Genomic DNA, 24972 nt, shown 5'->3' on the forward strand with positions numbered 1-24972 from the left:
CTCTCATTATCAGGCATTAGGTGGTTAAATTAAACCTGTGTAACAAAGTTTCCAACACAGGGGGTAAAATTTGCCTTAACTGTTCCTCATTTTTGAATCCTAGTTGCTGATGTTGGGGTAAGTCAAAGGGCCAAGTTCCTGATACATCTGACCGTTCTAAATTGATCAGTAAAATTTGCCCAATTTGTTTATACGGAAGTGCATATCCGAGTTCCGTACACACCGACGAACTCAAAATTAAGCGAGATTTTTGATTTTGTTCAATACTCGTAATTGGAGTTCCATCCGCAATAAATAATAAGCTTTTACGAACTTTCCTCAGTTGACTATCACTGAGTCTTAAAGGACTATCTTGGGGACGAGGAGCTATTTCTAATGATAAAGGAAAACGCGATCGCTGATTATACTTTTCTAGTGCCTCAGTTAAAACAGTTTTGATAGTTTCCGTCGCACTAGGATACTCAGTTTGACCACTAAAAAAGATGATCGGTTCCAATATAGCATTGATCTCTTGTTTACTAAAATAAACCTCCTGAGACATCAGATCAATATTAGAAATAACATAACCTCCACTTCCTTCGACGTAAAATTCTACCCTATCTCCCTCTAAATAGCGTTTAAACCAGACAGATTCTTGAATGGTTTGTTTATCGTCTAAAATATCAGCCCGTAAGGCAGATTTAAGTAAACTATTGCGATTTAATCGCAAATCATAGGGACGCTTGATAACTTCACGAATTGGTTCATAATGCGCCAGATACCAAGCTTTGAGCGGGATAATGGCCATAAATGTTAGGGATTTCAACTAATCAGGTACTCACCCATTATAGCTCATTTTGCTAACAATTAAATACACAACTACTACTCAGTTCCTAGCTCTAACCTAAAAATTAACAATATTGACTTATATCCTCCTCTTTTTCCGCTAAATAGCAAAGAGCGCGAAAACGTAGAGACATCAGTTCATCGTAAAGAGGATTAATTTTACATAGAGGGGGAATACTGACTAAAACGCGCCCAAAAACTTTGATATCTCTTGCAAAAGGACATTGAGCAGGGATAAAACGACAGACACGATGGGCTAAATTGCGATCGCTGATTTCTTGAGCATTTAGCCAACGACGTAGAGGTTGTAATCCATCAAAAAAAGTCCATCGGGACGCTGTTATTATCTTATCAGATGGATCTGTATGTTCAACATTAATCCAAGTTCCTAAGATCAAGTTTTTGATTGTATAGTCGATGACACTCATGATATTATCTCGCCTTATAAAGACGGTTGTTATGGAAGTTACTACAATGGTCTGTCTATTAATTCCCTCAAAAAAGTCAATAATTGAGTAATTACTAGAAAAATCCAAAATAGAATAGTCTTGAATCTATGTTTTTGCCCTTAAAGTTAGAGAGCTTCGTTGAAATTGTATTAGATATTACATCTCCTTTTTTAAATGAACATTGACATCATAACTAATATTTTGATTAGCTGCTTAGTAGAAAAGTTAAAGGAATATAACATCTACCTATTTCTATGATCGCGCTTATGCGTGGAAAGTAGTGTGAGAAAAATTACCGAATTTAGACGATATTAATTATTCGTTTCCGTAGAATTACTGATCTCCTGAGTTTAATATAAAGCAGTAGGGTTTATTTTTGTCTAGGTACTTAGTTTTATTGATGCCACCATAATCCCCATTTGTTCCAATTGTTAGCCTAATTGAAACAAGGTTTTTGAAGATGATATCCAGTTAATTATTCATTTAGTTCAATATTAAATATTTTTATATGGTTTTATGGGACTTAATATGCTAAACTAATAATTAATAAAAAACTAAAGCCTTATACTATAAAAATAAAGTCCCCTTTCGCAGACTTTATTATAGGTTGTCTAGGCAACCTTCGTTAGTATAGACTTTAACTCGCTCAGAGTTAAAGTCTATACTAAATATTTTTATATTAACATTTTTCTTTTTCTAAAATCAAATGATTATAGTCAGTTAATCTGGCTTTCCAGTTAGGTTCAATAATAATTGTACTAATTTTTTCAATAATAATTGCTGGACCTTTAATTATATCTTGTGATTGTAAATTTTCCCGTTGATAAATTGGGGTATTTTGCCATTTATTTTCAGTAAATATTTGTACCGTTTCTATCGGTTTAGGTAACTCATTTAAAGCACGAATACGAGTCATTAAAGGTTCTTCTGGAGTTTCCATCATTTGAATGATTTCTACGGAAACGGATTCAACTATAAGGATTTTTTGCGGTTGAATGAAACCATACCGTAATTGATGTTCTTCTTCAAAACTTTGCTGCATCACTGAAAGATTATCAACAAAATTAACTAATAAAGTTGAATCAGTACCTTGATATTTTAAACTGACTTTTGGCACGACTTTTTCCCCTTTGATAGATTCGTCTAAATCAAGTTCATTTCTAGCTTTATTTTCTAGATTACTAATAACTTGTTTTAACTCAGTAATTAAGTCTTGATTTAATGGTTTTTCTATGGCATTTTCTTTAATTATTCTAATATCAGCCAAACCCATTCCATAAGCACTTAATGCCCCTGCATAGGGATGGAGAAACACTGTCTTAATGCCCAACGTATCGGCAATTAAACAAGCTACTTGACCTCCTGCACCCCCGAAAGTACATAAGGCATAATGAGTCACATCATAGCCCCTCTGTAGACTAATTTTCTTAATCGCATTAGCCATATTTTCAACAGCAATTTTAATAAATCCTGCTGCTATTATTTCAGGACTATTTTGATCATTTGTTGCTCTTTCGATCTCTTGAGAAAGTTCTATAAATTTCTGAGTAACTATCTCATTATCTAAGGGGAAATTGCCTTCTTTTCCGAAAATATGGGGGAAATATTGAGGACGAATTTTACCTAACATGACGTTAGCATCTGTCACAGTTAATGGGCCACCGCGACGGTAACAAGCGGGGCCAGGATTAGCACCTGCCGAGTTTGGCCCTACTTTGAAACTGGCTCCATCAAAGTATAAAATTGAACCACCACCAGCAGCAACCGTGTGAATACTTAATACTGGAACCCTCATTCTTGCGCCAGCAATTTCATTATCTAATTGTCGCTCATATTCCCCTTTAAAATGAGCAACATCAGTGCTAGTTCCTCCCATATCAAAGGTAATAATTTGTGAAAAACCTGCTCTTAAACTGGTTTGAACTGCCCCTACTATTCCTCCTGCTGGCCCAGATAAAATACTGTCTTTTCCTTGGAATTTGTGAGCATCAACTAACCCTCCATCTGATTTCATAAACATCAATCTTGTGTTGGGTAACTGTGCAGAAACTTGGTCAACATATCTTCTCAAAATTGGAGATAAATAAGCATCAATAACAGTAGTATCTCCTCTCGAAACCAGTTTCATTAAGGGACTGACTTGATGAGAGATTGAAATTTGAGTAAATCCAATTTCTTGAGCAATAGTAGCGACTTTATTTTCGTGTTTTGGATAGCGATAACTGTGCATCAAAACAATTGCACAACTTCTTACACCTTGATTATAAATTTTTTGTACATCTTTTCTAACTTGGCTTAAATTAACCGGAATTAACTCATTGCCATTAGTATCATATCTTTCTTCAATTTCAATGACTGATTCATACAACATTGACGGTAAAATTATCTGACGAGCGAAAATATTAGGACGGTTTTGATAACCAATTCTCAAAGCATCTTTAAAACCTTTAGTTATTAATAAAACTGTGCGATCTCCTTTTCTTTCTAATAGGGCATTTGTGGCTACTGTTGTCCCCATTTTTACTACTTCTATCTTCTGGGTGGCAATAGCTTTATTATTAGCAATACCTAAGATATCTCTGATTCCTTGAATAACAGCATCTTGATAGCGTTCAGGATTTTCTGAGAGTAATTTATAGACGATTATCCATTCTTTTTTAGGCAAAGGAACCATTAAAAATCGTTCTGGTTGTTGGGATAAGTTATTAATAATTTCTGAGTCATTGACAACCGCAACGATATCGGTAAAAGTGCCACCTCGATCAACAAAAAATTTTAGCATTGGTTTTATTTTTTTAGTTAATAACAATACTATATCAGACTTTTATGTTTAATTTTTATCAATAATTAATTGTATTTTTGCTTTGATCATTAAGTTTTTTCGTCATAATTAACTGGGCAGCTTCATAATCTTTATTAATTAAATAAGAAAAATGATAGTAACTAGCTAAATAAAAATCATAACCAAATTTTTGATAACGATCTGCGATCGCTAAAAATCCATACCTTGCACTGAATTGATCATTAAACCAATCTTCATAAAATGAATCATGAATTAGTAAAGTTAATGTCTGTTGATCTATACTAGGTATAAGACGAATTAAACGAATGGCATTATGATGAGTACGAGGTACAGGTAATAAAATCGAAAAGTTATCAAAGGTTAAAAAATCGGCTAAATCATCTTCAGTTCTTTCATAATAAGTAGAGGGTTCTTTAGGTAAAGAGACAAAATGCCGCCAACACATCCAAAATTCATGTTTACTGTCAAACCCTGGATCAATATCTAAACGCCAATTATCATCATTACACAAATCGTTAATTACTTCTAAAGATAAGTCAGCTAGTTTCATGATAATTTTTACTCTTTCTAATTTTCTAAGATTTGCTTATCATTAAGTAGGTACACAAAATTAATTACACAAAATTTGTAGGGGCGGGTTTTTGTAGGGGCGGGTTTTTTACATAAATCAATTATTCTCACCAAAAAATTAAATAAACCCGCCCTTACCTTTGTCACTCAACCATTACGACTATATCAAAACCCGCCCCGACTGTGCAATTAATTTTGCGCACGGTACTTAAAACAAAAAAAGTGGACAGTGCATCGGCCTATATTGATAATTTTGATTTTTATGGCATAATACAAAAGTCAATGCTTGTAATATTAGCTTCCCCATAATTGGGTATTCAAGCAACCCATTCTAAATCTGAATTTTGGCATAATAATAATGCCTCCTCATAACAAAAAGCTGTCAAAGGTTCTAATAAATGTACCCACATATTAGCTTCTAGTTTAGGTACTTTGTGTGCATTATTTAACAGGGGTTATGATAAGGGTCAACGGCCGTTGACCCTTATATATAATTTATTGAAATCTGGTTAATTGAATCCGATACCGTTCTTTTTTGGTAATAACAACCTCTCCCACCTCTAAGCGTCCTTTTCCTCGCACTGTGATTAAATCTCCCGATGCCACATTGTAACTCGCTTGGGTGATATCTTTCCAGTTGACCCGCACATCTCCTGATGTAATCGCTTCAGCCATCTTACTACGAGACATCCCAAACCCCGCAGAAGCGATTGCATCTAAGCGCATAGATGCTTCAACCGTCGTCATTTCCTTGGTTTTGGGGGCGCGTATTTTCAACTCATCCAAGGCGATCGCACGAGTTTTGACGGGAACAGATCGCACCTGAGTTAAACTCGTTTCCAAGAATTCTACCATCTCTGGCACCACAATCACCTGGGCCCCCCTTTCCCCCAAAACAATAATATCCCCGATTTTCTCTCTCACAAGACCTGTGCCTAAAATAGCCCCTAAGAAGTCCCGATGAGTTGCTGGGTCAAAAAGGAAGTTTCCCGCAATATCCAGGGCTGCTAGAGGAATTTGAGAGGGATCTAGAGGTATTTCAGTACGGGATATACCTACCCGTTGACGTTCTGCTTGAGGATAACCTCCCCAGGTCAAAATGTCTACCTCTGTAAATTTCTTCAGTAGGGTTTGCGCTTCTGCCACAATAGGAGGAGAGAAAAAATCACTGACCATTACTTCCCAGGTTTTAACGGCAATTTCAGCTAGATCGAGCAATCTAGCCATTTCTTCTCGATTTTCCAGACATTTTAGCAGTTTATCTTTAGTTAACATCCGTTAAACAAGAGGTTGAGTGTAACCTTGGAGGGTTTCGGGTTGGAACTGATTTAAGATAGCAGTAGCTTGATTTTTAATGGGGGTTGAACCTTGAACCACCACTAAATATTTACCCTCATTAAGACGATTTCGATAGGGCAAGGCATCTCCACTGCCAACAGATAATCCCACTCCACCTCCGACAAAAACACTGCCCATAGCCCCACCAATTGCTCCGGCAACGCCTCCTAAAATATGATTAAAGGGTTGTCCTGCCCAGTCAAAACTATTGACTCCTGTGATGAGATCAAAGCAGTATCCTCCAGCAAATCCGAAAGGAACTAACCAAAAAGCCATCAAAATAGCTCTTTTTTTCGCTTGTTCGGTGGGATCGATAAAGCCAAATTCATCGGCGGTCTTATATCCTTTCCCCAGTATAACAAGTTGATTGATAGGAATGCCAGCTTTTTCTAAAGCGGTATAAGCTTCCTCTGCTTTGATGCGATCACTAACAACAGCTATAAGATAATTCATCGATAGAGTCTAGATAATTTATGTCCATAGTTTATTGTGACATTTTTCTTGTGCAAGTTGGTAGGCAATCTCCAAGAAAGGATTTGTCATGAACTCAAAGATAAAGATTTAGGAAGTTCTAAGACATTACTCATTCATTAGAAATCAAACATCTTAGCTAATCTTAACTCGGTTTTTATCGCTTTAACTGTATGAGTTTACCTTGTTGAGTTGATGAAGTTGAATACCATAATACGCTTGAGTTGGGAGGAATATTATTCAGATTACACTTGAGCTGAAGGCATAGAATATAGTCGAATTCTAAGGCACTAGATTTTAAAGAGGATAAGCTAACTGAAGTAAATTTGACATCAGGATTAAGCAATAAGTAATGGTAAATCCAAGTGTTTTCTCCAGTGACTAGGGCAATTTTGGAATCTACAGGGATAAGCTTAGTAAATAATGATACTCGCTGATCTCCATAGTGACGTTCTGCATAATAAAGTCGATTGCTTCCCAAATTTGTTTTGGCCCAGATGCTGTCATTTACTACAGTATAAGGCCACTTAAAAGGGATAAGATCTGAACCGGTTAATATCTTATTAGGACTTAGAAGTAATGGTTTATTACTATTAATAGCACAAGAAAAAAACAGAATGAATATGGAAGTATACTTAATAATTTTTATTAGCAAATTTTGCCTGATTTTTACAGATTTGATTAAATAGGCAATACAAACACCAGAAGATGCGAAGAAAAGCGAGAAAAACCTGTTATTCCAAGGCATCCAAACTATTTGATAAACTACAATAAATACATATCCTAGTAAGGTTAAACTTAATGCTTTTAAAGACTTGGGACCGGTTAGAATTGAGTAAATAATCCCAGGAATGATCAGTAAGAAACCAAACGGACCAAACCAAGAACCGTCCTCATGTAGTTGCCATAATATATTAAATGAATAATCCTTGTGCAGACCAGCATCACCCAAAACAGGAGCTAGAAAATATTCGTAAATTTTTTGCAGAGTTCCACTTATTGTAAACCCGAAAATCCTGTTAAAGATAATATCACTTGGGTTTAAAAAATCACAAGTCTGAAAAATGTATCGAACTAAATTGGCGATACCTCCTTTAAGTCCGCTTGATTGTTGATATTTTAATACCTCGCTATTTGGGCCAGACCAACCACCCCAGAAATTGTAGTTGTGTATGAAAAGCCATATTTGTGACAAAATAAATGCTGGAACAATTAATAAGATAAGAGACCAGCGATTTTGTGAAATTAATTTTATCCATATTCCTAATCGATATTTTCTCAAGAGTAAAAGTCCAAACAACAAAGTAAAAGGGATGATAAAAGCCATGAAAGTCGTCTTAGAAGAAAAGCCAAATAAGAGACATAAAATTAGAAGAATAAGGTCATTTATATTTAACTTTTCTAAGAGACGATGAACAGTTAAAAAACAAAAAATTGCTGCTGCTACTGTTATGATATCATTCTTAGTCGAAGTGGCTTGGTAGACGAATTCAGGTAAGCTAACAATTACTAGAGTTGCCATTAAAGAAATTTCGCAGGATGTATATCTTCGAGATAAAGCGTAGGTTCCGAATCCTACGGAAATATAAGCGAGGAAACTGAATATCCCAATTCCGTAGTCAGTATAATATCGTAGAAAAATATGGTGTAATATATCAGAGCTAACTGGAAATACTGCTTGTCTAAATGTCGTTATGTTGCTGAGGTATAATGATTTCTCTTGCTGAAATAGAAGGACTCTTGCCAAATTGTATGTCATACTATCCCAATTAGCAGGAGGAAGGAGAATTGCTTGTAAACCTAAGTAAATCCAGCTAATTAATAAAAGGATAGAAATTAATTTATTTTGACGATAAAAGCTTTTGCATTTATGATAGTATAGTATCAGGTATTTTTTCTGCTTTTTTAGAATTAATAAACATCCAATAATGGTGAATCCTTCTAGGATAAATGCTAAACTTGGCTGTCCTATTAAAAAAGCAGTTTGAAAGATACATGAAAGAATGATGAAAGCGAGGACTATCCCTGATGATACTGCTTCAGAAAATTTAACTCCAGGAGTAGCAATAAATAGAGTAGCCCCAACACAAAGCAAAATAATCTCGAATAATGAAATGATAGCTGCCATTTATTGTATCTCCCACAAGAAATCTATTGTTGTTTTATTTTTCGATAAATTATAGCCTTTACTGGTGTAGAAAACTTTTTTAGGGATATCAGGAACCAATTATGGGGCGATCGCATAGTGCTATATTTATTTTTGAGGCATCGGAAACAAAGTATCAAAGTCAGGTTTATGATATAATAACTGGTAATTTTATGATTCCTCAACTAATAACGTAAATTTTTACTCAATAAATTATTGTAATGACAAGAAATCAAGAGCCATTTTTAGAGCCATTTTTGCGTTGGATGCGACTCCGTAGAGTCATGTTTCATGTTCCTAAGAATTCTATTCTTCTCGATATAGGCTGTGGCACTTCCGCCACTTTTCTTAAAACAATGTCTCCCTATATTAAGCAAGGATTTGGAGTAGATTTCAAGGTCGAAAATGCTAGATTTAGCAATATTGAAACAACTCAGCTAGAATTTAATGAAAAGTTACCATTTCAAGATTCATCTTTTGATGTAGTAACCATGTTAGCCGTTTTAGAGCATATTGAAAATGAAGATAAAATCTTGAAAGAAATTAAGCGTATTTTGATTCCTGGAGGCAAATTAATCATCACAGTTCCTTCAGTTTGGTCACAACCAGTCCTAGAGTTTCTTTCTTATAAACTGAAAATAGTAAGTGAAGATGAAATCCGAGATCATAAAAGATATTACAATCGAACAATACTGAGCAAAAAATTGATTGAAGTGGTAGGATTTCAAGACTTAAATCACCAATATTTTCAGTTTTATATGAATAATTTTTGTACAGTAATTAAGGGAGATAAATGATGAGATTATCTGTGATCATACCCTGTTTTAATGAAATTGGAACTATTACTCAAGTTGTGGAAGCTGTTAAAGCCTCTCCTGTGAAAAATTGCGAAATTATTATAGTCGATGATTGTTCAATAGATGGAACAAAAGATTTGCTACAATCAAATATAGAATCTCAAGTGAGTCGAGTTATCTATCATCGCAAAAATCAAGGAAAGGGGGCAGCATTAAGGACAGGATTTGCTGCCGCAACTGGAGAGATTATTATTGTCCAAGATGCTGATTTAGAATACGACCCTCAAGAATATCCTTTGATGATAGAACCTATTCTGGATGGAAAAGCTGATGTGGTTTTTGGTTCTCGTTTTCAAGGCAGTAGACCTCACCGAGTTGTTTATTATTGGCATATGGTGGGAAATAAATTTTTAACCACATTGTCTAATATGTTCAGTAATATTAACCTTACTGATATGGAGACTTGTTATAAAGCCTTCCGACGAGAAATTATTCAATCAATCAGAATTAAAGAAAATCGATTTGGTTTTGAACCTGAAATTACGGCGAAAGTAGCTAAAATGGAGTGTCGTATTTACGAAGTTGGCATTTCTTACTATGGTCGGACTTACAAGGAGGGAAAAAAGATCGGTTGGCGAGATGGAGTGAGGGCTATTTTTTGCATTTTAAAATACAATTTATTTAGCTAAAGATTTTCAAAAATTATTCTTAGTTTCAGCTTCTTTAGTTTCACTAATCTTTACCCGAAATCCTCCTCTTATTCCCTGTTCTGGAATGCGAAGTTGGATATTTTGTGGAATATCTGGAGTACAAGGAATTTCTGCGGCCCAACATTGGTCACTCTTACCCGGTTTAACAATATTTATGTTATTGACTGTTTGGAAGACTAATTTAGTTGGTAACTGAATCTTTGCAGCATGACTCACTAGCTTTATTTATAACCATCTATTTAATTTAAGATAAACTAAAATATAAAGATTTAGAAAAGAAAATTATCCTATGTCATCTTTAAGCAAAACCTATCTTACCTTAGATGAGTTTCTCTCCTCTCCTTTAGCTAACGAAAATTACGAATTTTTTGACGGAGAATTAATTCAAAAAATGTCACCAAAAAGAGATCATTCCCGTGTTACTTTAGCTTTATCAAGACTGTTGGATGATTGGCATCAAAATCAAGGAGAAGTAGGTATAGAATGGGCCATTCGTTTAAAAAGGAATGGTAAAGATTGGTGTCCCATCCCTGACTTACTTTATGTGTCTTTTGACAAGTTAGGAGAGATTATTTTAGAAGATGATGCTTGTCCTATTCCCCCTGAGTTAGTGATTGAAATTATTTCTCCTGATCAATCATTTAGTGATCTTAGTGAGAAAGCAGAAGCTTATTTAAAAGCAGGAGTTGATAGAGTTTGGTTAATTGATACGCGAGTAAAAAAAATTACTGTTTTTTATCCTGATTCTACCCCACAAACAAAAGGAGGTAATGAGAGTTTAGAAGATAATATATTAGCTAATTTTAGCTTAACTCCTCAGCAAATATTTGAAAAAGCAGGATTAGATTAATGAATAATTTTATTAGAAGCTAATTAATTATTTACGAGAAAATGATCTGAGAACCAGGGGCATTAATTTTAACCGAAAGTACCTGATGATTAGCAAAAGTTTGTTTGAGATTTTCATGTAATTCTGGGGGTGCAAAAAATAACATAAAACCACCGGCCCCGGCCCCTAATAATTTGCCTCCCCAGGCCCCTGCTTCTTGTCCCATTTGATAGAGTTTATCAATTTCTGGGTTAGAAATTACCGTATCTAAACTACGTTTTGCTACCCAAGCTTCATGTAATAATTCACCAAAGGCCGATAACGGTTGATTACTGGTAAGAATATCCCATCCTTGATCTACCATTTGACGCATTTTTTTGAGAGTATCAGTATTATCTCCCACCCGTTTTAATTGTTGTTCTACGACTTGAGATGCTTTACGTTTTATCCCAGTAAAAACAATAAAAATATGGGCTTCAAATTCAGCTAAACGTTCAGGAGAAATTGGAACCATATTGACTATTATATCATCTTCTGTTCTAAATTCAACTAAGTTAAACCCTCCCATTGCTGACATTAATTGATCTTGACAACCCACTCGATCTTTAACTAAATGACGTTCTACATAAATTGCCTCATAAGCTAAGTCTAAAGGTTTGACAAATTCCCCTTTAAAACTATGTAAAGCTTGTAATAATGATACAGTAAAAGCAGAAGAAGAACCCAACCCTGTAAACGCAGGTAAATCTGCTACATTATGTAACTCAATATCTTTATCTAAACCGCAAAAGTTAAGACATTCTCTATAGACACTATGCTCAATTTCGTCCACAGTTTTAACTAATTCAACCTTACGATAAGAGAGTCGAATTAAATAGTCGAATAAATGACTAGGAAAGGGACTAGCTGTTACATAAGAAAACTTATTAATAGCAGTGGCTAAAACTGCCCCTCCCTGCTTTAAAAAATATTCAGGGTAGTCCGTTCCTCCCCCAAAAAAACTAATTCTAACTGGTGCGCGTGAAATTAACATTGATTGTTTAAATAGTGAAAGTTTTCTAAGATAAAAGCTTCTGCTTGGGGCAAAGATTCTGGGGTTCCAATATCTAAAAAAGCGGCCTCAACCGGATGCACTTTTAGATGAACATTTTGACTAAGTAACGCCGGAAAAATATCATATTCAAAACTCAAAGGTAACTGATTCGGAAACTTATAGATAAGTTTATCACGAAATAGGTAAACACCTCCGTTAATTATTCCTTGACCTTCTCTTTTTTCGGCAAAATTAATCAGTTTTCCCGATGCATCAGTCCCTAATGAACCATAACGAGATCCATCACCTACCCTTACTCCTAAAATCACTCCATCAACCTGATTATCTGCTAAATAATTGGCTAATTCAACAAATTGAGCTACCATTAAAGAGTCACCATTCATTACTAACCAAGCCTTGGGAGATAAGTTAATCTGACGAACCGCATTAATAAAGCCTCCACCTGTTCCTAATGGTTCAGTTTCACGACAACAGTATATCTTAATTTCTGGGACTGGATTTGTTTTAAAATGTTCCTCAATAGTATCTCCTAAATAACCCGTTGCTATAATAATTTTAGTGATTCCTTGGTATTTTAAATACCTAATAACCCATTCTAAAAAAGGTTTTCCTGCGACGGGGGCCATAGGTTTAGGTAGGTTAGGAAGTAGGTGTTTAACTCTCGTTCCATAACCCCCTGCTAAAATAACGGCTACAATATCATTCATGAATTTTGATGGATAACAGTTGAATTTTCCTCATCAATGATTATATGCTTGATAGGTCACAACAATAGAATATTTTTGTAACTCCTAATTAAGTTTATGATTTTAAAGAGGTAGATAAAATTAATTACATAAAATTTGTCGTAGGGGCGGGTTTTTTACATAAATCAATGATTCTAACAAAAAAATTAAATAAACCCGTCCCCTATTACTTAACCATTACGACTATATCAAAACCCGCCTTGGCTGTGCAATTAATTTTGCTTAAATACTTATACTAATCAACTACATTTATGTCTATGCTAACTCAATTAAACTACGCCTTAAAAGAATGGAATGTTACCATTAATGCCTTAGCAAAAGGTCAAACAATTTTATTATTACGAAAAGGAGGTATTCGAGAAATTGGTGGACGCTTTAATGTCAAATATGATCAGGTTTTATTATACCCTACATATGAACATCAAAACCCCAATTTATTAAAATCGAAATATTCCTCAGACGTGATTAAAGTTAATTCTGGTTGGCATCCTGAGACTATTTCTATTACCAGTTGGACGAAAATCACTGATATTTTTGTAATCCCAGAAAAATCAACTCTTGATCTTTTATTTAATTATCATATTTGGAATCAAGAATTTATTTCAGATAGATTTAATTGGAAACCAAATCAACCTCTTTATTTATTATTATTAAAAGTTTATTTATTGCCGAATGCTGGAGAAATCAACTATCAGTCAGAGTATGGAGGCTGTCGATCTTGGCTAGAATTAAATCAAACAATTGATATTAGCAAAAGTGTTCCCGTGTTAGATGATCATGAATATGATTTTAAGGTAGAAGACATAAAAAAAGTTATAACTAGAATTAAAGAATGAGACAAAGATAAAATAAAAATAACCCTTAAAGTTTTCTAATCTATACTTCTACTGTTATACTAGAATAATCAAAAAAATTAGTCAGAGTTTAATAGAATAAATTATGGGCATTGATCTGAGTGAATACCGCCAACGTCGAGAACAGTTGATGAAAAAAATTGGGCAAGGAACAGCGATCTTTCGCAGTGCGCCCACAGTAGTTATGCACAATGATGTAGAGTATAATTTTCGCCAAGATAGTGATTTTTTCTATTTAACAGGATTTAATGAACCCGAAGCAGTTGCCTTATTAGTTCCCCATCACGAAGAACATCATTTTATCTTATTTGTACAAGCAAAAGATCCTGAAAAAGAAACCTGGACAGGATATCGTTATGGAGTAGAAGGGGCAAAAGAACTTTACGGGGCCGATGAAGCTTATCCTATTACTGACCTCGATGAAAAGTTACCAGAGTATCTGAAAAAAGCCGACCGTATCTATTATCATTTAGGACGAGATAAACACTTTAATGACGTAATTATTTCTCATTGGCAACGATTAATTGCTACTTATCCGAAACGGGGAACAGGACCGATCGCTATTGAAGATACTAATCAAATTCTTCACCCAATGCGTCAGATAAAAAGCCCCACAGAATTGATGCTGTTACGTCAAGCAATGGAGATTTCAGCCGCAGCACATAATCGGGCTAGAGAGTTTGTTAAAGTTGGTCATTATGAATACCAAATTCAGGCAGAAATTGAACATACATTTAGGTTACATGGGGCAATAGGGCCAGCTTATCCTTCTATTGTGGCATCAGGCAATAACTCTTGTATTCTCCATTATGTCGAGAATAAACGTCAGATTCAAGATCAAGATTTGTTACTAATTGATGCTGGATGTTCTTACGATTATTATAATGGAGATATAACCAGAACTTTTCCCATCAATGGTAAATTTACAGGAGAACAAAAAGCAATTTATGAAATTGTTTTACAAGCACAATTAAAAGCCATTGAATTGGTTCAACCTGGTCAACCTTATAACGAGTTTCATGATATGGCTGTTTGTGTTTTAGTTCAAGGATTAATAGAATTAGGACTACTAAAAGGAGATTTAGAGGAAATAATTAAAGAAGAAAAATATAAGCCATTTTATATGCACAAAACAGGTCATTGGTTAGGGTTAGATGTACATGATGCGGGAGTGTATAAACAAGGAGAAGAAACCTGGGAAATATTAAAAGCAGGTAATGTTTTAACTGTTGAACCAGGAATTTATATTGGCCCTGATATTAAACCAGCAGAAGGGCAACCAGAAATACCTGAAAGATGGCGAGGTATTGGTATTCGTATTGAAGATGATATATTAGTAACAGAAACCGGCCATGAAGTATTAACATCTGCCGTTCCTAAAGCCATTGATGATATTAGTTAATTATTGATAACTGTTCACTGTTTACTGATTTAAGCTGTCATTGCGAGGGGGTAATCGAAGCATTAATTAAATTAATGTATGTAAGTACACAAAATTAATTACCCAAAATTTGTAGGGGCGGGTTTTTGACAAAATCCATGATTCTTACTAAAAAACTAGATAAACCCGCCCTAGGTTTTTGACAAAATCCATGATTCTTACTAAAAAACTAAATAAACCCGCCCTAGGTTTTTGACAAAATCCATGATTCTTACTAAAAAACTAGATAAACCCGCCCTAGGTTTTTGACAAAATCCATGATTCTGGTTCTACCGGACAAGTTATGCTAAATTATTACAAATTATAGACCTTAACTCGCTCAGAGTTAAGCTATACAAACAAAGGTTGCCTACGCAACCTAGAATGGCTGTCCGCGCAGGCGGACTTAGTCTTTATAGGATCAGACATAAGCTCTGTCATTAATTATTAATTTAGCATAGTTTGTCCGATAGAACCGACTTTCTTAGAAAAATGCTACTATGGACTAATATTAATGGTAAAAAGAAATCCATTATCCTGCAAAGAATTACCATTCTGAAGCAGTTCTTTTCCTAAACGGTTAGCCCAGTCCAAACGCGCACTAAAAACATTACCATATTGTACTTGTAAACCTAACCCGATTGACGCTAAAGTATCAATAGAAGGATTAGGAGCATTGCCACTATTCCAACCAGTACCAATATTAGCAAAAGGAACAATTTGAACGACAAAATTGTCTTTAGACATACGATAAATTGGGATGCGAAATTCAAGGGAACCAAAAACTCCATTATCCGTTAATAAAGAATTCTGTCGATACCCTTCCACATTGTTCAAACCTCCCAAAGAAAATTGCTCTAAAGAAACAATAGGACGATCCGCCAATTGTAAATCTATCCGTGCTATAAATAGAGTATCAGGGGCAAAAAGTTTAACCCATTGACCTTGTCCCCGCCATAAAAAATAGTTACCATCAGGAGTAATAGGATTAACATCAATATCAAAAGGAACCGTTGTCCCAAAAGCATCAATTCCCCAGTCAAACTCAGACCGAAAGGCCATCACTTCTGCTTCACTTCTAGTCACCCATTCCTGAAAAAATCGTAAGGTAGAAATATAATTTCTACCATTATTATCCGATCCTCGTCCGGGAAATGGCAAGCCCTCTAAATAACGAGTTCTACTTTTTTGATGATCAATATTAACCCCCACTGCTAACTCTTGACTAGGAGCTTCCCAAATAGGTTGACGAAACTTTATAGAATACTTTTGATAGTCAGAATTAATCTCTAAAATATCTAAAGGTTCCTCAATAATTTCCCCTCGCAAATTCCTAAACCCGACTTTAAGCGTTCCATTGTAAACATTAACCGGAACTGTATAATTAACTTCAATATCATCACTGCCATCCGTGTTATAATAAGTTGTCTGAACAGTATCACCCATCCCAGAAATATTAATATCAGACAACTCAGCACCCCGTCGAATTTCTCCAACTTGCGGGTTACGTCCATTGTCAAAAAGAATTTTGGCGTAAAAAGAACGGGCCGTCAACACCTTAACAGTTAAAATATTACTAGCCGGACGAGGACTGGCCGACAATTCCGCCGAAATCTGAGATATTAGAGGATTCAATTGTAGTAATTGTAAGGCTTTTAGTAAACGAGGTACATTGAGAGGAGTGCCACCGGCCAAAGCTAAGCGATCGCGCACATAGTTAGGACTGAGTTTACCCTCAACAGTTATATTAATAGCTTCTAAAGTACCTTCAACAATCTTAATAGTAATCAGACCCTGATCCATCGTTTGAGGGGGAATATAAGCCCCAGAAGTCACATATCCCTGATTAACGTATAATTGAGTTACGGCTGAACGAGCCTCTAATAATTCCCCAAAAGTAAGGGGACGACCAGTAAACAAGACCGTGACTCTCTCTAAATCTGCCTCACTAAAGACAGTATTTCCCTCAAAACGAAACTTTTGAACCGTAATAGTTTGTGAACTGTTGGAGGGCAATATTTGGGGAGTTGGGGGGTTTATTGGGATAGTTTCTAGGGGACTCTCAGGTAAGGGAGTCGGTGGAATGGGGTCTAAGTTTCGAGGGGATGGAGGCAGAACAGGGGTTATCTCAACGGTTTGAGCTAACAATCTTTCCATGTCCAAGTTAGTGAACCAGAGAACCCCTATTAGGGGCATGATTAGGTAAAGTATCAAGAGAGAGGGAGCTTGTTGACCAGTCATAACAAGTCGGTGCCATAAACCCATGACTGTGAGGAGTCACAGAGGGTAATTGAGCCGTCAACACTACTTTACCATTTGCGTCCACGATCCATCCTTGGGCTTCCACAATAGCATCTGCTTGTGTTGCCGAGGGCTGACGAGACTGAGGCATAGAATGGGGGGCTAATGGTTGTCCCTCCTTCGGCTCAACTTGGGGAATACTCCTGTTAGGATAACCTAATTCTGTTAATCCGGGGGAGTTTGGGATAAATTCATTGGGGTTAGGAGGAAGTCCACCCCGTCCCGTAATGGTAAACTCTCCTTTAGTAAAAGTTCCGCCAGGACTACAGGTCTGAGTGACTAAATTTTTCGGATCGACTAAAGTAGTAGGTAGTTTAGCCAGACTTCTTTGGGGATCAACATCAGGCCGGTTAATACCAATAGTTCCCACTTGTCCAAATTGGGAACTAGCCGTAATATCGCTTAAAGGAGTCAATTGTCGTCGTTCAGCAATACCAAACACTCCAGCGGCCGTGATACGAATATTGCCCCCATTTCCAGCAAAAGCATTAGCCACAATATCACTATTTTCATTAGGAACCGCCACAATAAACTGGGCCATAATATCAATGTTACCGCCATTTCCGCCCCCTCCTTGAGTTCCGGCAGTAGTAGAAATCTGACTATGGTGTCGTAAGATCAAAAATTGTTTGGCCATGATGGCAATGTTACCTCCTTCCCCTGATGCGGTTTCGGCAGTCAGTTCACTATTATTGTCTAACAGGATATTATCAGCCCAAATATTGATGTTTCCGCCATTACCTAAGCCAAAACTACTGACTGTTACCTGAGAGTTATTATTGAGACTTAATTGCTTAGTTTCCAGACTTAAACTACCTGCATTGCCTGACCATTGATTAGTGCTGACCAAATTGGGGTTAATCTTTAAATCAGCTAGTCTGGTGTTAGTTATGGGCTGACTGGTAGCAGTAAGTTGACTATTATTATCTAAGGAAATTAAAGGAGCTTTAATCAATAAATTACCCCCTTGACCAAATCCTGTACTGGTAACAGAAACTTCTGAGAGGTCATTTAGAGTTAATTGTTCGGCTTCTATATTTAAATTTCCGGCATTTCCTGTCCCTTCACTTGATGCGGTAATTATCCCTTTATTATTAAGAAAAATAGAACCAGCTTGAATGTCTACGTTTCCCGCATTCCCTTGACCTAAACTACTGGCCGAAATAATACCCCCATTAATGACGGTTAGTTGACCCGTCTTAATGCTCAAACTACCTCCAGGAGCAACCCCTGTCAGTTGTCGGTCTTGAAATCCCGATTCAGCAGTAATGCGACTGGGAACTCTCAGTTGTCTGTTCTGGACAATACCACTACCACTAACTGCTATTGATTCAGCCGCATTAATTCTAACCGTTCCTCCACGACCAGTACCAAGGGAAAAAGCTTCGATTTGTCCCCCATCTTGCAGACTTAACCTTTGAGTATTGACAAGAACCTCTCCACCATTACCAGAACTTACTGTATTCGTTGCCAATAAACTCGGAGTAGAAAACCCTGTACCAATTAACTCAATAGAGTCTGAGGCATTGATTTCCACTGTTCCTCCTGCTCCTTCTCCTCCACTTCCTGCTGATATTACTGCTCCATCTCGAAGGATTAACTTTGGAGTATTGACAATAATATTGCCCCCCTCCCCCGTTGCATCCGAATCTACTTCTGCTGATAAACTACTCACAAAGCTTGATGTTCGACTGCCAATAATTTCCACAGATTCTAACCCATTTACAATTAAATCCCCTGCCGCTCTTTCTCCTTCAGTTGTACTAATAATGTCGGCTTGATTCAAGGTTATCTTATTACCCTGTAACTGAATGACTGAGTTATTGCCCGCAATGCGTGTTTCTCCCGATAAAGAAATATCCCTGAAATTATTGACTCCCGAATACGCTAACACAAATCCAGGATTGATAAAAGTTACTTGAACCTGACTGTTAGGCCCCACACTGCCGAGTTCTACCCTTCCTTCTTTTACCTGTAGAGTTGCACCTGAAAAGGAAATATTACCACCCACTAAGGCAAAAGTACTGTTAATATTTAGTTGAAGATTTGTGGCATTATTAACAATAGATCCGGGATTCCCTCCAAATTGTAACCCCACTGGCACACTCATGGTTAATAGGGGTGTGTTTTGGGTATTAGTTACACTAAATTGGGAACCATCAGCAAACTTTAAACTATCTGCCGTACTAGCTAGAAATGATCCGCCAATATTAATTTGGGCATTGGGGCCGAAGATAATCCCATTAGGATTAATTAAAATCAGATTCGCTAAGCCATTTGCTCGGATAAGTCCCTGAATATTAGATACAGAGTTACCCGTAACACGACTTATAATATTTTGAGCAGTTAGAGAGTTATTAAAGAAAGCTTCCTGATTAGCAGGGACAGAAAACTCACTAAAACTGTGGAATAAATTATTTCCTGCTTGCACTCCACCAATAATAACCAACTGATTATTATTGGGGATTATCTGAGTTGGTAGGGTTCCATCACTAGTAACTTGAGCTAAAACTAAAGGAGTTGCTATGATGTCACCAACAATTAAGGTACTCAGCAATAGATATAAACATTTTAAGGTCTTGTCATCATGAGCTTTCATCAAGATTTAGCGAGCTATTGACTAAATTTAGTCTGAGTTAACAACTTATTTGACCTGATTATACTCCGAATTTCCAGCTATGCTAACATCGTTAGGATTTTTATATGTTACTTAACACCAACCCTTCGGACATATTTTATTTCCTTGGGAGGGAGCATCTTGACTGGGTCTAATATTTTTCGGTGCTTTATTGACAGTATTTTTTTCAGATTTTTCAACTCTATTTTCTTGAGTAGTTTTGCTAGGAGCAACACCAGCGAAGGCAGAAACATTAAGACCAAGAGTTAAAGTAACAGTGATGGCAGCAGCGACAATTTTAGTGGATTTCATGGTTTTGTCTCCTTGTTGGGTGCTTAAAATTGAAAGTCATTGTGATGAATGTAAGAGGAAATTGTGATTTAAATCATTGCTTTTTATGCTTGATTTATTTCGTCTTTTTGTTCCTCTCTACATTTACATAATAAGCTGCTATACAAGGAGAAGACTATGGGATAAATGCGTGACTTAGAAGAAAAAAAGTTTTTTTATTCTCTGTAGAAAATACGGGAATTAGGTAATTTTATCTTGCGATTAGATAAGCTAGACATATCATCTATTATTGATCTCAGATGTTTAGTGAGATGACGGACTAAAAAAATGATCAGAAAAAATTTGCTGATTATAGAGGAAATACGGATATTTACAATGAGTTAATCAATAACCTATTGATTAACTCATAAAGGGATTATTAATGACTGATTAACTGCCTCAAATGCTGATAGATTGAAAGGTGCAGCGACAAAAGCAAAGCCCGCCTGCGCGGGCTGAATTATTTATATAATAACTAGATAATTTGGCGTATTAGCTTGCCCTGCGAGAAGCCCCGCACCGTACCGCTTCGGTCGGTGTCGGGATGAGGGCAGGGGCCGAGATTGACAACAAAGCTTGTGATTATTGTACATGATTTCTTTCTAGGGATTGACAATTATCCCCTAAGTATTTTATAATATGGAAAATGTGTTCAGTTGATAAAAGTGTTAAACCTTAACTACGCTTATCGAATTTATCCTGATGCCAGTCAAGAGAAAGAATTGCTTGAATGGCTAGAAATTTGTCGAGGTGTTTATAATTACGCCTTGGCAGAAAGAAAAGAATGGATAAATTCTCGTAAATGTCAGGTTAACGCTTGTAGTCTTCATTCTGAATATATCATACCTGCTCACCAGCCCTTTCCCGACTATTATAAACAGAAAAAAGCCTTAACAATAGCTAAAAAACAATATCCAGAACTTAAACGAGTTCAATCTCAGGTATTGCAAGAGGTTATGGGTCGTTTGGATAAAGCGTTTAACTTTTTCTGGAAACGAAGTTTTGGTTTTCCTCGTTTTAAGAAATATGGTCAGTTTCGCTCAATTAATTTTCCTCAATTCACGGAAAATCCGATAACAGGGTATCAATTAAAACTCCCAAAAATAGGGGATGTTCTAATTAATCTACACCGCCCTATTCCTGATGGATTTATCGTTAAACAAGTTCAGATAGTTAAAAAAGCTTCTGGTTGGTATGCTGTCATTTGTATTCAATCAGATGTCAAAATACCTTCTGCAAAGCCTCAAGGAAAATCTTTGGGTATTGATTTGGGGCTGGAGAAATTTATTGCCACATCTCTTGGGGAACTGATTGCTAGACCCAAGTTTTTTGTCGAACTTCAAAGTAAGCTTAAATGGCTACAACGAAAACTAGCCAAAAAACAAAAAGGGTCTAAAAATCGACTTAAAGCTATTCAAAAAGTAGCTAGACTTCATGAACATATTTACAACACTCGTAAAAACTTTCATTATCAAGTAGCTCATCATCTTTGTGACCAATCGAACATAATCTTTGCTGAGGATTTAAACTTAAAAGCCATGTCTAGAGGGATGCTATGCAAGCATACTCTTGATGCGGGTTTTGGTGTTTTTTTGGAATCATTGAAGCACGTTGCTTGGAAACGAGATGTTTATTTTGAGAAAGTTGACGCTAATTTTACCAGTCAAATATGTCCCAATTGTAGCGTAGTAACTGGTAAAAAAGAACTGTCTCAACGAGTACATGATTGTTCTCATTGTGGTTTTTTAACCGATAGGGATGTTGCTTCAGCTATGGTTGTTGAGCAACGTGGACTTGCAGCCCTCGGACTGGGGGTCAAGCTGCCTGTGGAGGAAGATGTCATCGGGGATATCCCTAAAAAGGTATCTAGAGCGTCCCGTAAAAGCCCCGAAAGCCTCATAGTGATATGGGGAAGCCCGCGCTATACTGCTCTTAGCAGTTAGCGTCGGGAGGATGTCACGATTTAGGTTTGTTGGGTTTCGTGCCTCAAACGCCACTTCCTCTACTTGGGGAAACCCCAAGACCGGAGTGGTTCCCCAACCTACGATTAAATAAGGTGGGCATTGCCCACCCTACTTAGGATTATTGAAGGGGAAGATTTGGCGGTATTTCTCCTTGAGAGATGCGGGTATTGACAATGGCAGATTGTAAAATCGGGGTACTTGTCACCGATTCATTGGCTAAGTTAAACAGAGGATTAGACAAAATTCCTGCTAGGGAAGTAGCAATCACTGATAATACTAGACCTACTTGTAGAGGACGCATTCCAGGTAAATTCCAGCGAATTTCTGGGTAGTTTTTCACGGATTCTGACATCTCCTGGGGTTCTTTAACTACCATCATTTTCACCACCCGAATGTAGTAATAAATAGATACTACACTAGTAACTAAAGCTAAGATCACCAGTCCATAGAGTTCAGCTTGCCAACCGGCCCAAAATAGATAAATTTTCCCGAAAAAGCCAGCTAGGGGAGGAATACCCCCTAAAGACAAGAGACACAGACTTAAACCGAGGGTTAACAGGGGATCTTTTTGATACAATCCCGCATATTCGCTAATTTGATCGGTTCCTGTGCGTAAAGCAAAGAGAATCACCCCGGTAAAGGCCCCTAAGTTCATAAACAGGTAAATCAACAGGTAAAAGACCATGCTAGAGTAGCCAGCATCGGTTCCTGCGGTTAAACCAATCATGACAAATCCTGCTTGGCCAATAGAAGAATAAGCTAACATCCGCTTCATACTGGTTTGGGCCAAAGCTACTACGTTTCCTAAGACCATACTAAGGATAGCCAAGGCCGTAAAAATAAGGTGCCATTCTTGGGTGACAGAAGCAAAGGCCGTTACTAATAAGCGAATGGCTAAAGCAAAACCGGCCGCTTTTGAACCTACAGATAAAAAAGCTACTACAGGGGTAGGAGAACCTTCATAAACATCAGGAGTCCATTGATGAAAGGGAACTGCAGAAATTTTAAAGGCAATTCCAGCAATGATGAAAACTAGGGCAACTGCTATACCTAAAGATTGTCCACCATTAAGATGAGTAATATTAACCGCAATCTTGTCTAGGGTTGTTTCTCCTCCAGATAAGCCATAAAGTAAGGACATCCCATACAAGAAAATCGCCGAACTTGAGGCCCCAATTAAGAGATATTTTAAGGCCGCTTCATTAGAACGAGGATCTCGTTTCATGTATCCTGTCATTAAATAAGAGGAGATACTTAACATCTCTAGGGAAATGAAAATCATTACCAGTTCATTAGCCCCACAGAGGAACATTCCCCCTAAAGTGGCTGTTAACATAATGGCAATGAATTCAGCTAAAGAGGTTCCGGTTTGTTCCACATATCGGACTGACATGAGGATGGTAACGACGGTAGAAAGGGCAATAATACCCCGAAAAACGATACTGAGATTATCGCTATTGAAGGCCCCTAAAAACCCTACAGGGTTAGGGAGATCCCAGGTCAGACAAAGGGCGACAATAGAACTTAGTAACCCCGCGATCGCCGCATAGGGTATCCAAGTTTTAGAACTGCGTCCAACGATTAGATCACCGATCAGAATGATCATCAGGGTAATAATGACAATTCCTTCGGGAACAATTGTTCCTGCATTGAGTTGACTTGCTATAGTAGCCGAAAAATCCATAGAGTTATCAAACAGCTTGTTGAGAAAAAAGCACTTAATCTTTAAGCGTAAGGCATAGCATCCGATTTTAAGCGGTATGCTTCCTTCTGAATGATAAATGACCACAGCAATATTAGGCTAATTTTTAAGGTGGCGATCGCCAATTAATTAATAAATATTTAACGGTAAAGTTTCTGCAAATATATTTACAGTTTCTTTCTGAATAATTATCAATATACATTTACTAATCTAAAATATATCTATAATGGGAGGAGTGAATTCCAAGAATCAATAACAATGGATGTTATCCCCGCGATCGACCTTCTTGACGGACGCTGTGTACGTCTCTATCAAGGAGATTACCAACAATCCCAAGTTTATAATGAGAACCCTGTCGAAGTGGCCCGACAATGGGCCGCCGAAGGCGCAACCCGCTTACATCTGGTGGATCTTGATGGAGCAAAACAAGGGAAACCAGTCAATTTAGGGACTATTGAAGCCATTGTTAAGGCAATTTCCATTCCAGTACAAGTGGGGGGAGGATTACGCGATCGCCCTAGTGTGGCTGAGTTATTTAATTTAGGGGTAGAACGGGCTATTTTAGGAACCGTAGCCGTCGAAAATCCTTCTTTAGTTGAAGAACTGTGTCGTGCCTTCCCTGGACAAATCGCTGTGGGAATTGATGCTCGTAACGGAAAAGTGGCCACTAGAGGTTGGTTAGAAACTTCTGAAGTCTTAGCAACAAGTTTAGCTCAAGAAATGGCTAAATTAGGTGTAGCGGCGATTATTTATACGGATATTCATCGAGATGGCACTTTAAGCGGGCCAAACCATGAAGCATTAAGGGAATTAGCCAATCATCTTAGTATCCCCATTATTGCCTCAGGTGGAGTTAGTTCCTTAACCGACTTATTAGGGTTACTCGCTTTAGAACCTTTGGGAGTAACTGGGGTCATTGTCGGAAAAGCTTTATATACGGGAGACGTTAATCTATCAGAAGCTTTACGCGCTATCGGGCCAGGCCGTTGGCAAGATATTCCTCCTGATTTGGGAACCTCAGCTTTAGCTTGAACTACACCTACTTT

The 24972-nt window shown here is 37.0% G+C and carries 21 protein-coding genes; 7 read left to right on the forward strand and 14 right to left on the reverse strand.

Annotated features, from left to right (window positions below; translation table 11 throughout):
• Positions 1-16: 16 nt before the first annotated feature.
• The 7 genes from AsFPU1_RS16030 to AsFPU1_RS16060 all read right to left on the reverse strand — a co-directional run bounded on the left by AsFPU1_RS16030 (position 17) and on the right by AsFPU1_RS16060 (position 8584).
• Positions 17-787 (reverse strand): hypothetical protein, encoded by a 771-nt coding sequence (locus AsFPU1_RS16030; RefSeq protein ID WP_124974533.1) that lies wholly within the window; start codon positions 785-787, stop codon positions 17-19.
• 103 nt (positions 788-890) lie between these two features.
• On the reverse strand, positions 891-1253 hold the full coding sequence (locus AsFPU1_RS16035; protein ID WP_124974535.1) for a Mo-dependent nitrogenase C-terminal domain-containing protein: 363 nt from the start codon (positions 1251-1253) through the stop codon (positions 891-893).
• Positions 1254-1953: 700 nt separating this feature from the next.
• Positions 1954-4056 carry a hydantoinase/oxoprolinase family protein gene (locus AsFPU1_RS16040; RefSeq protein ID WP_124974537.1) on the reverse strand — a complete coding sequence of 701 codons (2103 nt, stop codon included), beginning with the start codon at positions 4054-4056 and terminating at the stop codon, positions 1954-1956.
• A 58-nt stretch (positions 4057-4114) separates the two neighbouring features.
• Positions 4115-4627, reverse strand: coding sequence for a hypothetical protein (locus AsFPU1_RS16045; protein WP_124974539.1), 513 nt, complete (start codon positions 4625-4627; stop codon positions 4115-4117).
• Positions 4628-5142: 515 nt separating this feature from the next.
• Positions 5143-5922 (reverse strand): photosystem II electron transport protein, Sll1252 family, encoded by a 780-nt coding sequence (locus AsFPU1_RS16050; protein ID WP_124974541.1) that lies wholly within the window; start codon positions 5920-5922, stop codon positions 5143-5145.
• Positions 5923-5925: 3 nt separating this feature from the next.
• Positions 5926-6438 carry a hypothetical protein gene (locus tag AsFPU1_RS16055; protein ID WP_124974543.1) on the reverse strand — a complete coding sequence of 171 codons (513 nt, stop codon included), beginning with the start codon at positions 6436-6438 and terminating at the stop codon, positions 5926-5928.
• A 175-nt stretch (positions 6439-6613) separates the two neighbouring features.
• Entirely contained in the window at positions 6614-8584 is a 1971-nt protein-coding gene (locus AsFPU1_RS16060) for a glycosyltransferase family 39 protein (protein WP_124974545.1), read from the reverse strand.
• A gap of 239 nt (positions 8585-8823) precedes the next feature.
• Here AsFPU1_RS16060 and AsFPU1_RS16065 point away from each other — a divergent pair, with 239 nt between their 5' ends.
• Positions 8824-9399, forward strand: coding sequence for a class I SAM-dependent methyltransferase (locus AsFPU1_RS16065; protein ID WP_124974547.1), 576 nt, complete (start codon positions 8824-8826; stop codon positions 9397-9399).
• Positions 9396-10088 (forward strand): glycosyltransferase family 2 protein, encoded by a 693-nt coding sequence (locus AsFPU1_RS16070; RefSeq protein WP_227873501.1) that lies wholly within the window; start codon positions 9396-9398, stop codon positions 10086-10088. Before AsFPU1_RS16065 ends, AsFPU1_RS16070 begins: the two co-directional genes overlap by 4 nt.
• 6 nt (positions 10089-10094) lie before the next feature.
• Here the strand turns inward: AsFPU1_RS16070 and AsFPU1_RS16075 are convergent, their stop codons facing one another.
• A complete protein-coding gene (locus AsFPU1_RS16075) occupies positions 10095-10325 on the reverse strand; it encodes a hypothetical protein (protein ID WP_124974549.1) in 231 nt (76 codons plus the stop codon).
• A gap of 73 nt (positions 10326-10398) precedes the next feature.
• Here AsFPU1_RS16075 and AsFPU1_RS16080 point away from each other — a divergent pair, with 73 nt between their 5' ends.
• Positions 10399-10959: a Uma2 family endonuclease gene (locus tag AsFPU1_RS16080; RefSeq protein WP_124974551.1), complete on the forward strand. Its 561-nt coding sequence runs from the start codon at positions 10399-10401 to the stop codon at positions 10957-10959.
• 31 nt (positions 10960-10990) lie between these two features.
• On the opposite strand, the gene AsFPU1_RS16085 is transcribed toward AsFPU1_RS16080, so the two are convergent.
• Both AsFPU1_RS16085 and AsFPU1_RS16090 read right to left on the reverse strand, forming a co-directional pair.
• Complete coding sequence (locus AsFPU1_RS16085; RefSeq protein ID WP_124974553.1) at positions 10991-11971, reverse strand: GHMP family kinase ATP-binding protein; 981 nt, start codon at positions 11969-11971, stop codon at positions 10991-10993.
• Positions 11965-12699: a nucleotidyltransferase family protein gene (locus tag AsFPU1_RS16090; RefSeq protein ID WP_124974555.1), complete on the reverse strand. Its 735-nt coding sequence runs from the start codon at positions 12697-12699 to the stop codon at positions 11965-11967. Before AsFPU1_RS16090 ends, AsFPU1_RS16085 begins: the two co-directional genes overlap by 7 nt.
• Positions 12700-12995: 296 nt before the next feature.
• Here AsFPU1_RS16090 and AsFPU1_RS16095 point away from each other — a divergent pair, with 296 nt between their 5' ends.
• Both AsFPU1_RS16095 and AsFPU1_RS16100 read left to right on the forward strand, forming a co-directional pair.
• Positions 12996-13574, forward strand: a complete 579-nt coding sequence (locus AsFPU1_RS16095) for a DUF1802 family protein (RefSeq protein WP_124974557.1) — start codon at positions 12996-12998, stop codon at positions 13572-13574.
• A gap of 103 nt (positions 13575-13677) precedes the next feature.
• Positions 13678-14994: an aminopeptidase P N-terminal domain-containing protein gene (locus AsFPU1_RS16100; protein ID WP_124974559.1), complete on the forward strand. Its 1317-nt coding sequence runs from the start codon at positions 13678-13680 to the stop codon at positions 14992-14994.
• A 516-nt stretch (positions 14995-15510) separates the two neighbouring features.
• Here AsFPU1_RS16100 and AsFPU1_RS16105 read toward each other — a convergent pair.
• The 3 genes from AsFPU1_RS16105 to AsFPU1_RS16115 all read right to left on the reverse strand — a co-directional run bounded on the left by AsFPU1_RS16105 (position 15511) and on the right by AsFPU1_RS16115 (position 20242).
• Positions 15511-17169 carry a ShlB/FhaC/HecB family hemolysin secretion/activation protein gene (locus AsFPU1_RS16105; RefSeq protein WP_227873502.1) on the reverse strand — a complete coding sequence of 553 codons (1659 nt, stop codon included), beginning with the start codon at positions 17167-17169 and terminating at the stop codon, positions 15511-15513.
• Between the two features lie 7 nt (positions 17170-17176).
• Positions 17177-19912, reverse strand: a complete 2736-nt coding sequence (locus AsFPU1_RS16110; RefSeq protein WP_124974593.1) for a two-partner secretion domain-containing protein — start codon at positions 19910-19912, stop codon at positions 17177-17179.
• A gap of 111 nt (positions 19913-20023) precedes the next feature.
• Complete coding sequence (locus AsFPU1_RS16115) at positions 20024-20242, reverse strand: hypothetical protein (RefSeq protein ID WP_124974563.1); 219 nt, start codon at positions 20240-20242, stop codon at positions 20024-20026.
• A gap of 683 nt (positions 20243-20925) precedes the next feature.
• On the opposite strand from AsFPU1_RS16115, the gene AsFPU1_RS16120 reads away from it, so the two are divergent.
• Positions 20926-22203 carry an RNA-guided endonuclease InsQ/TnpB family protein gene (locus AsFPU1_RS16120; protein ID WP_124974565.1) on the forward strand — a complete coding sequence of 426 codons (1278 nt, stop codon included), beginning with the start codon at positions 20926-20928 and terminating at the stop codon, positions 22201-22203.
• 139 nt (positions 22204-22342) lie between these two features.
• Here AsFPU1_RS16120 and AsFPU1_RS16125 read toward each other — a convergent pair whose 3' ends face one another.
• Entirely contained in the window at positions 22343-23908 is a 1566-nt protein-coding gene (locus AsFPU1_RS16125) for an NAD(P)H-quinone oxidoreductase subunit N (RefSeq protein WP_124974567.1), read from the reverse strand.
• Positions 23909-24184: 276 nt separating this feature from the next.
• On the opposite strand from AsFPU1_RS16125, the gene hisA reads away from it, so the two are divergent.
• Positions 24185-24958, forward strand: a complete 774-nt coding sequence (gene hisA / locus AsFPU1_RS16130) for a 1-(5-phosphoribosyl)-5-[(5-phosphoribosylamino)methylideneamino]imidazole-4-carboxamide isomerase (protein WP_124974569.1) — start codon at positions 24185-24187, stop codon at positions 24956-24958.
• The last annotated feature ends 14 nt before the right edge of the window (positions 24959-24972 follow it).

The organism is Aphanothece sacrum FPU1, assembly GCF_003864295.1.
GTDB lineage: Bacteria > Cyanobacteriota > Cyanobacteriia > Cyanobacteriales > Microcystaceae > Aphanothece_B > Aphanothece_B sacrum.

Excerpts from the sequence above, each read along its gene's own strand:
- AsFPU1_RS16045 (WP_124974539.1), bottom strand. The coding sequence starts at position 4,627 with ATGAAACTAGCTGACTTATCTTTAGAAGTAATTAACGATTTGTGTAAT.
- AsFPU1_RS16105 (WP_227873502.1), bottom strand. The coding sequence starts at position 17,169 with ATGGAAAGATTGTTAGCTCAAACCGTTGAGATAACCCCTGTTCTGCCT.
- AsFPU1_RS16065 (WP_124974547.1), top strand. The coding sequence starts at position 8,824 with ATGACAAGAAATCAAGAGCCATTTTTAGAGCCATTTTTGCGTTGGATG.
- AsFPU1_RS16085 (WP_124974553.1), bottom strand. The coding sequence starts at position 11,971 with ATGTTAATTTCACGCGCACCAGTTAGAATTAGTTTTTTTGGGGGAGGA.
- AsFPU1_RS16070 (WP_227873501.1), top strand. The coding sequence starts at position 9,396 with ATGATGAGATTATCTGTGATCATACCCTGTTTTAATGAAATTGGAACT.
- AsFPU1_RS16030 (WP_124974533.1), bottom strand. The coding sequence starts at position 787 with ATGGCCATTATCCCGCTCAAAGCTTGGTATCTGGCGCATTATGAACCA.
- AsFPU1_RS16100 (WP_124974559.1), top strand. The coding sequence starts at position 13,678 with ATGGGCATTGATCTGAGTGAATACCGCCAACGTCGAGAACAGTTGATG.
- AsFPU1_RS16115 (WP_124974563.1), bottom strand. The coding sequence starts at position 20,242 with ATGAAATCCACTAAAATTGTCGCTGCTGCCATCACTGTTACTTTAACT.
- AsFPU1_RS16060 (WP_124974545.1), bottom strand. The coding sequence starts at position 8,584 with ATGGCAGCTATCATTTCATTATTCGAGATTATTTTGCTTTGTGTTGGG.
- hisA (WP_124974569.1), top strand. The coding sequence starts at position 24,185 with ATGGATGTTATCCCCGCGATCGACCTTCTTGACGGACGCTGTGTACGT.
- AsFPU1_RS16050 (WP_124974541.1), bottom strand. The coding sequence starts at position 5,922 with ATGTTAACTAAAGATAAACTGCTAAAATGTCTGGAAAATCGAGAAGAA.
- AsFPU1_RS16080 (WP_124974551.1), top strand. The coding sequence starts at position 10,399 with ATGTCATCTTTAAGCAAAACCTATCTTACCTTAGATGAGTTTCTCTCC.
- AsFPU1_RS16090 (WP_124974555.1), bottom strand. The coding sequence starts at position 12,699 with ATGAATGATATTGTAGCCGTTATTTTAGCAGGGGGTTATGGAACGAGA.
- AsFPU1_RS16035 (WP_124974535.1), bottom strand. The coding sequence starts at position 1,253 with ATGAGTGTCATCGACTATACAATCAAAAACTTGATCTTAGGAACTTGG.
- AsFPU1_RS16095 (WP_124974557.1), top strand. The coding sequence starts at position 12,996 with ATGCTAACTCAATTAAACTACGCCTTAAAAGAATGGAATGTTACCATT.
- AsFPU1_RS16110 (WP_124974593.1), bottom strand. The coding sequence starts at position 19,912 with ATGAAAGCTCATGATGACAAGACCTTAAAATGTTTATATCTATTGCTG.
- AsFPU1_RS16040 (WP_124974537.1), bottom strand. The coding sequence starts at position 4,056 with ATGCTAAAATTTTTTGTTGATCGAGGTGGCACTTTTACCGATATCGTT.
- AsFPU1_RS16125 (WP_124974567.1), bottom strand. The coding sequence starts at position 23,908 with ATGGATTTTTCGGCTACTATAGCAAGTCAACTCAATGCAGGAACAATT.
- AsFPU1_RS16055 (WP_124974543.1), bottom strand. The coding sequence starts at position 6,438 with ATGAATTATCTTATAGCTGTTGTTAGTGATCGCATCAAAGCAGAGGAA.